Source organism: Sphingomonas aurea (assembly GCF_030678875.1).
Lineage (GTDB): Bacteria > Pseudomonadota > Alphaproteobacteria > Sphingomonadales > Sphingomonadaceae > Sphingomonas > Sphingomonas aurea.
In genome coordinates, this window is record NZ_JAUUDS010000001.1 from 436,057 (window position 1) to 448,030 (window position 11,974).

Sequence of the window (11,974 nt, forward strand, 5' to 3'; positions counted from 1 at the left end):
CCATGACAGAGGGGAGGCGACGTTAAGGAAGGCAGTTCGATGAAGACGTGTCTGGTGGTCGACGACTCGAAGGTGATCCGGAAGGTCGCCCGCCACATCCTGGAAACGCTGGACTTCGAGGTCCGCGAGGCATGCGACGGCCGCGAGGCGCTCGACTCCTGCCTCGCCGCGGCGCCCGACGTCATCCTGCTCGACTGGAATATGCCCGTCATGAGCGGGATGGATTTCCTGCTCGCGCTGAAGGAATCGGAGGTCGCGTCAAAGCCCAAGGTCGTGTTCTGCACCACCGAGAGCGGCATGGCCTATATCCGCGCCGCGATCGAGGCTGGGGCGGACGAGTACGTGATGAAGCCGTTCGATCGGGACACGCTGGAGAGCAAGCTCCAGATTGTGGGAATGGCCTGATCTTCCACGGTATTCCAGGCATTTACCCATGCTTGCCCGCTCATTCGCCATCGATGCGAGCGCGCCGCGCGTCCTGATCGTCGACGATTCGGTTGTCGCGCGGACGGTGATCGCCCGTGTGGTCGAGTCATGTGGTCGCTTCGCCATCGCCGGGGTCGTGGGAACGGCACAGGCCGCGCTGGACTTCGTCGCGGACGAGCGGGTCGACCTGATCCTGCTCGACATCGCGATGCCCGGGATGGATGGGCTGACCGCCTTGCCGGACCTGCTGGCCATCGGCCACGGCGCACGCATCATCATCGTCTCGACCTCGGCGGTGCGCGGTGCCAGCGAAACGGTGCGGGCGCTGGCGCTCGGCGCCGCCGATACGGTCGAGAAGCCGGCGGCCGCCCATATGTCGGGCGAGTTCGCGCGGGCGCTGATCGGCAGCATGGACCGGCTCGTGGCCGGTCGGCTCCCCGAGCCGCTCGCGCCCGTCTTGCGGCCGGTGATCCGCCAGCCGGTAGACGCCGGCGCGTTCGACGTCGTGCTGATCGGCGCATCGACCGGCGGCATCCACGCCCTGAGCATCGTGTTGCGCGACCTGCCGGTGACGCTGAGCCAGCCGATCGTCATCACCCAGCATCTGCCGGCCGCGTTCATGCCCTATTTCACGGCCCAGCTGGCGACGATCACCGGACGCCCCTGCACGATCGCGACTGACTGCATGCGATTGAAGCCACGCCATATCCTCGTCGCTCCTGGCGACGCGCATATCCGCTGCGTATCGACGGGGGAGGGTGCCGGTGCGGTGCGCCTGACTCGCGAGCGGGCGCCGACCGGTTGCCTGCCCGCCGTCGACCCGATGTTCGCGTCTGCCGCCGAGGCATTCGGCGCACGCACGCTGGCGATCGTGTTGAGCGGCATGGGCAAGGACGGAGCGGAGGGTGCGCGCCTGATCCACGAGGCGGGGGGATGCGTGGTCGTGCAGGATGAGCAGAGTTCGGTCGTCTGGGGCATGCCGGGCGCAGTCGTCGGAATGGGACTGGCCGATGCGGTCATGCCGCCCGAGGGAATTGCCCGCTTGCTTATGACCGGACGCCGCGCATGACCGTGACGGTCGCCATACCCGCCGTATCAACCCGTGCGATGACGGTCCTGTCGGCGCTCCTGGAGGCGCGGACGGGGCAGCAGCTCGCCAGCTATCGGTCGTGGCGGCTCGACATGGCGCTGAAGCCGCTGCTGCGCGAGCGCGAGATCGACACGCTCGACCAGCTCGTCGCGCTGCTGCTCGACGGGCGCGACGCGACGATCGGCGACCGCATCGTCGAGGCGCTGGTGAATGGCGAAAGCTCCTTCTTCCGCGACCAGCCGGTCTTCGGCCTGATCGGCAAGGCGCTGGTCGCCCGTGCCGAGGCATCGGGGCAACATGGACAGCGGCTGCGGATCTGGTGCGCCGGCTGCGCCACCGGGCAGGAGCCCTTGTCGCTGGCGATGCTGTTCGCCGACCTGGCCGAGAGCAGCGGGATCGCCATGCCCGAGATCGTCGCGACCGACGTGTCGGAGGGCGCACTCGCCCGTGCCCGCAGCGGCCGCTACACCCAGTTCGAGATCCAGCGGGGGCTGCCGATCCGTACCGCGATGCGCTGGTTTAACGGCGACCGGGGCGACTGGGTCGCCAAGCCGGAGCTGGTGCGAATGATCCAGTTCCGCCGGCAGAACCTGGTGAGTGAGGCGCCCCCGCCCGGCCGGTTCGATGCGGTGCTGTGTCGCAACGTCCTTCTCTATCTGGCGCCGGCCATCAAGGCGCGCGTGTTCCTGAGCGTCGCCGACGCGCTGGCACCGGGCGGGGTGCTGGTGCTGGGGGCGGGAGAGACGGTGATCGGCCAGACCGGTCTGTTCGAGCCGAGCCGCGCCTATCGCGGCCTCTATCAGCGCGTCGCTGCCGGCATGACCCGCAACGCGGCGTGACGCTGCCGTCATGACTTGCGACGGCGCGCGACATCGGCCAACGACCACGGCGCCATGACCCTCATCGAGACCCCGTCGCCCAACTGGGACGCGCGAACGCTGCCGATCTCGATGATCGTCCTTCATTACACCGGCATGCCGACCGCCGGAGACGCGATCGGCCGATTATGCGATCCCGACGCCAAGGTGTCGTGCCATTATGTCGTCGACGAAGATGGCAGCACGCACCGGCTGGTCGCCGAGGAGCATCGCGCCTGGCACGCGGGCCGATCGCACTGGCGCGACATCGACGACGTCAACTCGGCGAGCATCGGTGTCGAGATCGTCAATCCTGGCCATGACTGGGGCTATCGCGCCTTTCCCGACGCGCAGATGGCGGCGGTGATCCGGCTGGTCGCGATGGTCAAGGACCGGTACGAGATCACCCGCGGCAACGTCGTCGGCCATTCCGACGTCGCGCCGGCGCGCAAGCGCGATCCCGGCGAACTGTTCCCCTGGCACAGCCTGGCGCGGCTGCGCCTTGCCCTGCCGCGCCCGACCAAGAACCTGATGGACCCGCAATGGACCGAGGCGGGCTTCTGCCTCGCGCTGGAGCGGTTCGGCTATGACGTCACAGACCGCATGGCGGCGATCATGGCATTCCAGCGCCGCTTCCGCCCCGAGTTGATCGATGGCGAGATCGATGCCGAGTGCCGCATGATCCTACTCGCATTGCTGCTTCCCAAACCGCAGGGTGACGACTAGGGCGGCCGGGCCAGAGGATCGGGCGACCGCGGCCCCCGCGTGAGTGGGGGGCGAGGAAAGTCCGGGCTCCATGGAACGACGGTGCCGGGTAACGCCCGGCGGGGGCGACCCCAGGGACAGTGCCACAGAGAGCAGACGGCGACGGCTTCGGCCCCGCCATGGTGAAAGGGTGCGGTAAGAGCGCACCGCGCGACCGGTAACGGAAGCGGCATGGTAAACCCCACCGGGAGCAAGATCGAATAGGGGTGGCACGGGGCTTACGTCCCAGGGCGCGTTCCCGCCCGCTACCCGGGTTGATTGCTGCAGGCGGCGCGCAAGCGTCGTCGTAGAGGAATGGTCGCCCATTTCCGCGATAAAGCGGAAAGGACAGAACCCGGCTTACAGATCCTCTGGCCTTTTCCTGCCCGCCATCGCACCCTGGCCGCGGACTAGGGTGAGCGGAGGGAAGATGATGGCGGGTGTCGTGTGGTGGTCCGTCGCGGCGGCTGCGGCCGTGGCGACACAGGCGCCCGAGCGCACGGTTCAGCAGGACTTCGATGCCGCCACCGCGCTCGACGCGGCGCCGGATGCCGGACCTGCGCTCGCCGCGTGGGAAGCGCTTGGCAAACGCGTGCGGCCGGGATCGCGCAGTGCCGCCATCGTGCTGGTGCGCAAGGGCGACGCGCTGTTCCGGCTGGGGCGGATGGAAGAGGCGTCGGCAGCACTGCAGGCGGGCCTCGCCGCGCTGCCCGCAAGCGATGCCACGTTGCGGCAGGATCGCAGCCGCGCCGCCCTGCTGCTGGGTGCGCTGTCGCGTGAGACGCTGGACTATGCCGGTGCCGCACGCCGGTTCACCGAGGCCGAGGCGCTGGCCGACGAACCGGGGGACAAGCTGTCGGTGCTGGTGTCGCTGGCGCAGGTCCAGACCTTCGTCGATCCGGCGGCGGCGGGGCGGACGCTCGCGCGGATCGACACGCTGGCCGCGCCGATGAAGCTGAACGCCAGCGACAAGGCGATCATCGCCCGGCGCCACGCGACGCTGATGCTCAACACCGGCGATATCGGCGGTGCGAAGACGCAGGCGAGCTATGCGGTCAACGCGCTGGGCGGGCTGACCGATCGCACCAAGCTGGACGACGTCCCTGCGCGGGCGGACGCCGCACTCGCCTATCTGCTCGCCGGCGACCGGGACAAGGCCCGCGAGTATATGGCGATGACGGGGGCGGGGCGGCTATCGAAGGGTGAATTCAACCCGGCCGCCGAGATGCAGCCGCCGGACTGCGGTGGCGAGGCGGGGCTGAAGCCGGCGGACGTCGCCGTGGTCGAGTTCACCATCGGTGCCGATGGCCGGGTGACCGGCGTGCAGCCGATCTACGCGGCAGGCGGCGGCGGCGTCGCGCTCGAGTTCGCACGCGCGGTGCGACGCTGGTCCTGGCCGGTGAAGGACGTCGCGGCGATCCCGCCCTTCTTCCGCTATGGCGTGCGGGTCGAGATGCGCTGTTCGACCGCGTTCGCGCGGCCGTCGATCGCGGACAGCATGGATGCCCGGCTGGAACAATGGCTGGTCGATCAGGGCGTGCCGGCCCCGCCGGTCGCGGAGGACGGCGATGCCGCGGCGGTGGAGGGGCAGCGCAAGGCGCTCGCCGCGGCGGCGACGCACTCTCCCGATTCGCTGGAAACGCTGGGTGCCGCCTACCGGCTGGCGAGCAACCGCGTGGTCCCGCGCGAGGAGAGCGCCGCGCTCTACGCGCGTGCCGCGGCGATCGCGGTGAAGAAGGATGCGCCACCGCTCGCCCGGCTGGCCTTGGACCTGCCCAGCCGGACGCGGGCGCTGGTCGACGAGTGGCGGGACGGCGCCTTCGCGCGGGTCGCAACGCCGCTGTCGCGCGAGCCGGGCTATGCCGCCGATCCGCAGGCCCAGGCGGCGATCGCGCTGATGACCGCCGATCAGCTGCACGGCAAGCGCGACGACGCGGCACTCGCGCTGCTGCGCCCGGTCGGCGCGGACGCGCGCCTGGCCGCGAGCGACCCGTTCCGCGTCGGCGCGCTGATCCGCATCGCCTCGATCGAGCAGCGGCGCGGCGCGGCGGACGCGGCGCGCACCACCTTCGCCGCGACGGGCCTGGCCGCCGACCAGTGCGCGATCCTGGACGCGCCGCCCAAGATGACCAGCATGCCGGGTTCGGAAGCATTTCCGATGGAGGCGATGCGCTGGGGGTTCGAGGGCTGGACCATGCTCCAGTACGACATCACCGCCAGCGGGCGGACCGGCAATGCCCGCACGCTGCTGAGTTATCCGCCCTTCATCTTCTCCCAGGCAGGAACCGATTTCGCCGGCAGGGCGCGTTTCGCCAAGACCTTCCGTCCCGACGGGCAGCTGGGATGCGGCGGCACGATCAGCCGCATCGTCTTCAAGATGCCGGGCTGAGCGGCGGGCGGGGGAGAGCCGTCCCCCGCCGGGCGATCACACCAGCACCGGCTCCGGCCGGCCGACCTCGTCCAGGCGGGTATGCCGGTCGATTTCCATCAGCGGCTTCAGCAGGCCGTCGCGAATGTCGTAGACCCAGCCGTGCAGCGTCAGGTCTCGGCCCGCGGCGAATGCGGTTCGCACCGTCTCGGTATGGGCGAGGTTGATGAGCTGGTCGCGGACGTTCATCTCGACCAGCCGGTCCACCTTCTGCGCGTCGTCGAGGGGGGCCAACTCGTCGGCATGGGCGTGCTTCACCGCGCGCGCCGCTTCCAGCCAGGTGTCGACCGGACCGGTGACGCCGCCCGCCAGCGCCGCCTTGATCCCGCCGCAGCCGTGATGGCCGCAGATGACGATGTTCGGCACCTCCAGCACGTCGACCGCATATTGCAGCACCGACAGCAGGTTCAGGTCGTCGGCATGGACCAGATTGGCGATGTTGCGGTGGATGAACATCAGGCCGGGCAGCGACTGCGTCTTCTGCTCGGGGCTGACGCGGCTGTCGGAGCAGCCGATCCACAGGAACTGCGGCCGCTGCCCCGCCACCTGGCGGCTGAAGAAGTCGGCATTCTCGTCGGTCAGCTCCGCCGCCCAGGCCCGGTTGGCGAGCAGGAGTTGCTTGTGCTGTCTCATGTGTAGCGGACCTCGGTCAGGGGGGCGTCGATCATCGGCGCCGTCTTCTGCGCGATGTCGCCGCGGATGATGACGTTGATGTCGCGATACTGCGCGTTCTTGATGAAGGCGTTGATGATGTCGACATTGTCCAGGTCGACATAGTTGGTCGAGGTCAGGTCGATCATCAGGTTGGCACCGTCCGGCACCAGACCCAGATCCTTCTGCAGCTCGTATTTGTGGATGAAGTACAGGTTACGCCGGGCGCGGACCAGCCAGTCGTTGCCATCGTGCGCGACGGTGATCGCGGTGCGGAAGTTGCGAGCGACCACGAAGACGAAGCCAACCGCCATGCCGATCATGATCCCCTCCAGCAGGTCGGTGAACAGGATGGCGACGACCGTGACCACCAGCGGCACGAACTGGGTCCAGCCCTGCTTGAAGCGCTCGGCGAACAGCTTGGGCTTGGTCAGCTTGTAGCCGGTGGCGATCAGTACCGCGGCCAGCGCCGACAGCGGGATCAGGTTCAGCACCGCCGGGATCAGCGCCACCGACAGGAGCAGCCAGGTGCCGTGGAGGAGGGTCGAGAGCTTGCTCTCCGCGCCCGCATCGACGTTGGCCGACGAGCGGACGATCACCGACGTCACCGGCAGGCCGCCGACCAGGCCGGAGACGATATTGCCGCCGCCCTGCGCCATCAGCTCCCAGTTCTTGTCGGTGGTGCGGCGCTGCGGATCGATCTCGTCGATCGCCTTGACGCTGAGCAGCGATTCCAGGCTGGCGACGATCGCCAGTGTCACGGCGGTGGTCCAGACCGCGCCCATGCCGATCGCCGAGAAGTCGGGCAGCGAGAACAGGTTGACGAACTCGGACGGGCTGCGCGCGATCGGCACCTGGACCAGATGACGGTCGAGCAGCTTCCACTCGGGCTTCAGCAGGCCAAGCAGCAGATTGCCGCCCACGCCGATGATGACCACGACGAGCGGGCCGGGCACGAAGCGCAGCGGCCCCTGCTTGGGACGGGCGCCGTCCCACCAGAACAGAAAGGCGAGGCTGACGCCGGCGATCAGGATCGCGCCGGGGGTGACCGACCCGGTGATGCTGTTCCACAGGCGTGAGAAGGTGTTGACGCCGTCGCCGGTGGTGAACTCGAAGATGCCCTCCGCCTCTGAATCATAGCCGACCGCGTGGGGCACCTGCTTCAGGATCAGGATCAGCCCGATCGCGGCAAGCATCCCGGTGATGACCGAGGACGGCACGAACTCGGCCAGGATACCGGCCCTGGTCAAGGAAAAGGCGAGCTGCATGACGCCGGCCAGCATCACCGCCAGGGTAAAGACCTGGAAGCTCGGCAGGCTCTCGATCGCGGCCAGCACGATCACGGTCAGCCCGGCGGCGGGGCCGCTGACCGAAAGCGGCGACTTCGACAGGCCGCCGACGACCAACCCGCCACAGACGCCGGCGATGATCCCGGCGAACAGCGGCGCCCCCGATGCGAGCGCAACGCCCAGGCACAACGGCAACGCGACCAGGAACACCACGATCGACGAGGGAATGTCGGACCTAGCGGTGGCGAGTAGGGATCTGGGAGCGGTCACCGGGGTTCCTCTGGCTTCACAGCGGCTCACTAGTCCCGGATCGGACGTGAACGCAACATGACACATTCGTCATGTCGCATGATCTATCCTGCGGCTTTCGCAGGTGCAACGGAGAACCATGGTGGTCAGTGACGGTTGCACCGGCGGCGGACCGGCCTATGTCGCCACGATGGCGTACCGCCCGACACGATCGAACGACTGGGGTTTCCCTCGCTGGCGCGGCTATGGCAGCGGCCGTGAGGCGAGGCCGGTGCGGCTGTGCGACCGTGACGGCTGCGAGGAGCCGGGCGACTGTCCCGCACCGAAATCGCCCAACAACCCGGACCGCTGGTATTTCTGCCGCGAGCACGCCGCGGAGTATAATCGCGGCTGGGACTATTTTCAGGGCCTGTCCGCCGAGGAAGCCGCCGCGCGCGAGGCGGACGAGCAGCGCGGCGCCAACGGCTATGAACGGTCACGCCATTATGCCTGGAGCGGCCCGGGCGACGGCAGCCGCTCGCGCGACGAGATGCGCGCGCTGGCGGCGCTGGGGCTGGAGGACGACGCCGATTTCGAGGCGGTCCGCGCGGCGTGGCGGCGGCTGGCCAAGGAGAACCACCCCGACGTTCGGCCCGGCGACCCCGACGCTGCCGTCCGTTTTCAGGCGGTACAGGCCGCCTACGAGGTGCTGCGCACCGCCGAGGAGCGCCGCGCGGCGTGACGAAGCGGGCGAAGAGCGAGTGGATCGGCGTGGTGCTGGTCTGCGCGAAATGTTCGAAAAAGGTTGGTGCCTGCTTCGGTCGCGATGGCGACGAGCCGCTCGCCAAGGCGCTGCGCCGCTACGCTGGCAAGGGACGCAAGGCGAAGGTCGGCGTGGTCGAGACACGCTGCCTGAAACTCTGTCCCAAGCGGGCGGTGACGGTGGTCGATGCACGCCGTCCGGCCGAATGGCTGGTGGTGGCACCCGGCGAGCCGATCGACGCGCTCGCCGAGCGGCTGGGGATCACGCCTCAGGCGTAACGGGCGGCGGTCTCGCGGATCAGGGCGATCATGTTGGGAATGCCCTGCGTCCGGTTGGACGTGAGGTGCCGTTCAATCTCAAAGGGAGATAGTTGGGCTTTGATATCGATGGCCAGAACGTCGCAGGGCGGCTGATCTTGGACGAGCTTAAGGATCAAGGCAATGATCCCTTTGGTTATGGCTGAATTGGAGTCCGCCTTAAAATGTAGAGTTCCGTCAGAGTTAACTGTCGGATATGCCCATACCTGCGAAAGGCAGCCTTTTACTTGAGTTCGCTCTGTTTTCAGAGCTTCTTCCATTGGCTCAAGCTCGCGGCCCAGGTCAATTATTAGCCGATAACGGTCATCTCGTTCATCGAGAAACTCGTAATCCTCGCGAATGTCGTTGAAGCTTTGCATGGTCAACGCGGTATATAGGTCACTTGGCGGCGGCAAGCGTAGACCGCTTGTGCTGAGTGGAGGTGAAGCACAGTACCTTGGCTTAGCGTCTGCCTCCGCTCAGGTCGTTCAGAGGTCCACGCCCGCCGCGATCGCCTCCAGCTTGCGGATCCGCTCCTTCAGGTCGGCAATCTCGATGCGGGCGCCGGCCTGCGGCACCCCGACCGGGTCGACGCTGCGATCCATCTCGCTGCGCTTCAGCTGCAGCCAGCCGCGCCATCCGGCGAGGCCGCCTGCGACGACCATGCCCAAGCCGGCCAGGCCCGACAGCGACAGGGTAACGGTGGTGAAGGGATCGGGGGTCATCGGTCCGCCTCCTTTCAGCGGTCGCGCAGCCGCTCGATCTCGCGATCGAGCCCGAGGCTGCCGTGGTTGTCGGTGATGACGCGCTCCAGCACGGCGACGCGTTCCTTCAGTTGCCGGACCTCGTCCTGCGCGCGCATCGCGTCGGCGCTCTGGACGGCGTTGCCCTGGCTATGCGCCTTGGCGGTCAGATAGCGCGAGATGATCTTGCTGACCGAGACGATCAGGATGATCGCGACGACCATCGAAAAGGGATTCATGTTATCCGCTCCCCAGATTGATGAGGTTCAGTTGATTTGTGGCGTCGCCGCAGGGCCGCGCAGCCGTTCGATTTCGTTGGACAGGTCGTGACCCTTGTCGGTCACGATCCGCTCCAGCACCCGCACCCGCTGCTCCAGCCGCTCGGTCTGGGCGGCATATTGCGCCGCCTTTTCCGCCGTCTGCGCCGTCAGGGCGTCGGCCATCGTCTCTTTGTGCTTCAGCCACCGCTTGAAGGCGTCGCCGCCGACCCCGACGATCACCGGCAAGCCGACGACGATCAGGAAGAAGCTGAGTATGAACCAGGCGTCCATGATCGCGATCCCTCAGAACAGTGGGTTCAGCGCAGCGCGTCGATGGCGCGGGCGGTGCGTTCGGCGGGGTCGGTGGCGATGCGTTCCAGGACCGCGATCCGCTCCTCCAGCCGGCTCACCTGGCCGTTCAGCTTGTCGTTCTCCGCGGTCAGCAGCTGCATCTTGCGACTGTCGTCGATCCGGCCGCTGCCGTCGGTCGTGCCCCAGTCGTTGGTCGGCGCGTAGCCGTGCTTGGCGCGGATCCAGTTGTTGATGATCCAACCGCCGGTCGACATCGCGATGATCGCGAGGACGAAGAAAGGTCCACCCCATTCCATTGCGATAACTCCCCTGTGATGCCGTTGCGCCTCAGCGCAGCGCGTCGATCTCGTTGGCCAGCTGTGTGTTGCGGCTGGTGAAATGGGTTTCCATGTCGGCCAGGCGCCGGTCGATGTCGCGCAGCTTGCTGCGCACCTCGGCACTGGACCGCTTGGGATTGGAGCGGACGCCCTGCCAGAACTTGGCATCGTCCTGCGTCTCATAGAGGCCGACCGGCTTGGGATCGACGATCCACGCGACGACCATATAGGCCACCACCAGCCACCATTGCTGGGCGATCACGGTCATGCCCGTGATGCCGAGCCGGACCCAGAGGACGTCGATGCCGGTATAGTCGGCGATCCCGGCGCAGACGCCCTTCCACTTGGCGTCCTGCTTGTTCAGGTAGAATTGGGTACGGGCGGCCATCTCAGTTGCTCCGGTCAAGGTTGCGGTCGAGGCGATATTGCGGCTGGTCCTGCGGGGCGTTCAGCCCGGGCTTCCAGTTGGGCCCAGGGGTGCCAAGCCCCGGCTTCCAGTCGGGATTGTCGGCGGCGACGATGCGCTCGACGGTGTTCAGGCGATCCTCCAGGCGGCGGGCGAGATTGTACATCTCATCGAGCATCCGCTCGTCCTCCTCGGTGATCTTCGGCGCCCGCTTCCACTGCGAGACATAGTGGAGGATGATCCAGGGCAGGCCGACGAAGATGAAGCCGCACACAAAGACGGTGGTCAGGTCCATGTCAGCCCTCCGTCTTGTTCAGGCGCGCCTTCAGCGCGGCCAGTTCGGCATCCACCCGGTCGCTCTGGCGCAGCTCGGCAATCTCGTCCTCCAGGCTCTTGGTCACACCCAGGCCCATCGCCTCGGCGCGTCCCTCCGCCTCGTCGGCGCGGCGCTCCAGCTCGCCGAAGCGGCTGAACGCCTCCTGCGTCTTCGGCCCGGCATACATGTCGCGCAGGCGATAGCGGTTGTTGGCGCTCTCCAGACGGGTCTGGATCGACGACTGCTTGTTGCGCGCCTCGCGCAGGCGACCCTGCAGCTTGGCGATGTCCTCTTCCGACGCGCGCAGCGCATCGTCGAGCACCTGGATCTCGGCCTTTAGCTGGTCGGCCATGTCGGTCGCCTTCTGGCGCTCGACCAGGGCCGCCTTGGCCAGGTCCTCGCGGTCCTTGGACAGGGCCAGTTCCGCCTTCTCGGTCCAGTTCGCCTGAAGCTGTTCCAGCTTCGTGATGTGGCGGCGCATTTCCTTCTGGTCGGCGATGGTGCGGGCCGCAGAGGCGCGAACCTCGACCAGCGTTTCCTCCATCTCGAGGATAATCATCCGGATCATCTTGGCCGGGTCTTCCGCCTTGTCGAGCAGGTCGGCGAAATTGGCGGCGACGATGTCGCGGGTTCGGCTGAAGATTCCCATCATGAACTCCTGAGGGGCGGAAATGGCATTCATCGGCTTATGCCATGAAGCGGGTGGTGCTGGCGACAGCGCCGTTGCCACCGTGCGCGGTCGCCGGGCCGACCGCGCTGACGATCAGCGTGGCGCTGGTCACGACGGTCAGGGCGAGGGCGGCGAGCTTGCGGGCGAAATCGTTGAACATGGGGTCCTCCGTGATGCT

At 67.5% G+C, this 11,974-nt stretch carries 18 protein-coding genes and 1 other RNA gene; 8 read left to right on the forward strand and 11 right to left on the reverse strand.

Going from position 1 to position 11,974, the window contains the following annotated elements:
• The first annotated feature begins 39 nt into the window (after positions 1–39).
• From Q5H91_RS02255 to Q5H91_RS02280, 6 genes are all read left to right on the forward strand, one after another.
• A complete protein-coding gene (locus Q5H91_RS02255; RefSeq protein ID WP_305171592.1) occupies positions 40–405 on the forward strand; it encodes a response regulator in 366 nt (121 codons plus the stop codon).
• Positions 406–433: 28 nt separating this feature from the next.
• Positions 434–1,495, forward strand: coding sequence for a chemotaxis protein CheB (locus Q5H91_RS02260; RefSeq protein WP_305171593.1), 1,062 nt, complete (start codon positions 434–436; stop codon positions 1,493–1,495).
• Complete coding sequence (locus Q5H91_RS02265) at positions 1,492–2,355, forward strand: CheR family methyltransferase (protein ID WP_305171594.1); 864 nt, start codon at positions 1,492–1,494, stop codon at positions 2,353–2,355. Before Q5H91_RS02260 ends, Q5H91_RS02265 begins: the two co-directional genes overlap by 4 nt.
• Before the next feature lie 54 nt (positions 2,356–2,409).
• Positions 2,410–3,099, forward strand: coding sequence for an N-acetylmuramoyl-L-alanine amidase (locus Q5H91_RS02270; RefSeq protein WP_305171595.1), 690 nt, complete (start codon positions 2,410–2,412; stop codon positions 3,097–3,099).
• Between the two features lie 10 nt (positions 3,100–3,109).
• An RNA gene (rnpB, locus tag Q5H91_RS02275) (RNase P RNA component class A) lies at positions 3,110–3,496 on the forward strand.
• A gap of 51 nt (positions 3,497–3,547) precedes the next feature.
• On the forward strand, positions 3,548–5,506 hold the full coding sequence (locus Q5H91_RS02280) for a hypothetical protein (RefSeq protein ID WP_305171596.1): 1,959 nt from the start codon (positions 3,548–3,550) through the stop codon (positions 5,504–5,506).
• A 36-nt stretch (positions 5,507–5,542) separates the two neighbouring features.
• Here Q5H91_RS02280 and Q5H91_RS02285 read toward each other — a convergent pair whose 3' ends face one another.
• Both Q5H91_RS02285 and Q5H91_RS02290 read right to left on the reverse strand, forming a co-directional pair.
• Positions 5,543–6,178, reverse strand: coding sequence for a carbonic anhydrase (locus tag Q5H91_RS02285; protein WP_305171597.1), 636 nt, complete (start codon positions 6,176–6,178; stop codon positions 5,543–5,545).
• Positions 6,175–7,755, reverse strand: a complete 1,581-nt coding sequence (locus Q5H91_RS02290; RefSeq protein ID WP_305171598.1) for a SulP family inorganic anion transporter — start codon at positions 7,753–7,755, stop codon at positions 6,175–6,177. The genes Q5H91_RS02285 and Q5H91_RS02290 overlap by 4 nt, the downstream gene beginning before the upstream one ends.
• A gap of 169 nt (positions 7,756–7,924) precedes the next feature.
• On the opposite strand from Q5H91_RS02290, the gene Q5H91_RS02295 reads away from it, so the two are divergent.
• Both Q5H91_RS02295 and Q5H91_RS02300 read left to right on the forward strand, forming a co-directional pair.
• Positions 7,925–8,455: a J domain-containing protein gene (locus Q5H91_RS02295; RefSeq protein WP_305172355.1), complete on the forward strand. Its 531-nt coding sequence runs from the start codon at positions 7,925–7,927 to the stop codon at positions 8,453–8,455.
• Positions 8,452–8,754 (forward strand): (2Fe-2S) ferredoxin domain-containing protein, encoded by a 303-nt coding sequence (locus tag Q5H91_RS02300; protein WP_305171599.1) that lies wholly within the window; start codon positions 8,452–8,454, stop codon positions 8,752–8,754. Before Q5H91_RS02295 ends, Q5H91_RS02300 begins: the two co-directional genes overlap by 4 nt.
• Here Q5H91_RS02300 and Q5H91_RS02305 read toward each other — a convergent pair.
• The 9 genes from Q5H91_RS02305 to Q5H91_RS02345 all read right to left on the reverse strand — a co-directional run bounded on the left by Q5H91_RS02305 (position 8,745) and on the right by Q5H91_RS02345 (position 11,956).
• Positions 8,745–9,152 carry a SufE family protein gene (locus tag Q5H91_RS02305; protein WP_305171600.1) on the reverse strand — a complete coding sequence of 136 codons (408 nt, stop codon included), beginning with the start codon at positions 9,150–9,152 and terminating at the stop codon, positions 8,745–8,747. The genes Q5H91_RS02300 and Q5H91_RS02305 overlap by 10 nt on opposite strands.
• Before the next feature lie 108 nt (positions 9,153–9,260).
• Complete coding sequence (locus tag Q5H91_RS02310) at positions 9,261–9,497, reverse strand: hypothetical protein (RefSeq protein ID WP_305171601.1); 237 nt, start codon at positions 9,495–9,497, stop codon at positions 9,261–9,263.
• Positions 9,498–9,511: 14 nt separating this feature from the next.
• Positions 9,512–9,754 (reverse strand): hypothetical protein, encoded by a 243-nt coding sequence (locus Q5H91_RS02315; RefSeq protein ID WP_305171602.1) that lies wholly within the window; start codon positions 9,752–9,754, stop codon positions 9,512–9,514.
• A gap of 27 nt (positions 9,755–9,781) precedes the next feature.
• Entirely contained in the window at positions 9,782–10,066 is a 285-nt protein-coding gene (locus Q5H91_RS02320) for a hypothetical protein (protein ID WP_305171603.1), read from the reverse strand.
• A gap of 26 nt (positions 10,067–10,092) precedes the next feature.
• The gene (locus Q5H91_RS02325; RefSeq protein ID WP_305171604.1) at positions 10,093–10,383 is read right to left on the reverse strand and encodes a hypothetical protein; all 291 of its coding nucleotides are present in this window, start codon (positions 10,381–10,383) and stop codon (positions 10,093–10,095) included.
• Positions 10,384–10,414: 31 nt separating this feature from the next.
• Complete coding sequence (gene pspC, locus Q5H91_RS02330; protein WP_305171605.1) at positions 10,415–10,792, reverse strand: envelope stress response membrane protein PspC; 378 nt, start codon at positions 10,790–10,792, stop codon at positions 10,415–10,417.
• Position 10,793: 1 nt separating this feature from the next.
• On the reverse strand, positions 10,794–11,105 hold the full coding sequence (gene pspB, locus Q5H91_RS02335; RefSeq protein WP_305171606.1) for an envelope stress response membrane protein PspB: 312 nt from the start codon (positions 11,103–11,105) through the stop codon (positions 10,794–10,796).
• A 1-nt stretch (position 11,106) separates the two neighbouring features.
• Positions 11,107–11,775, reverse strand: a complete 669-nt coding sequence (gene pspA, locus Q5H91_RS02340) for a phage shock protein PspA (protein WP_305172356.1) — start codon at positions 11,773–11,775, stop codon at positions 11,107–11,109.
• Between the two features lie 37 nt (positions 11,776–11,812).
• Positions 11,813–11,956, reverse strand: coding sequence for a hypothetical protein (locus Q5H91_RS02345; protein WP_305171607.1), 144 nt, complete (start codon positions 11,954–11,956; stop codon positions 11,813–11,815).
• Positions 11,957–11,974 lie beyond the last annotated feature (18 nt).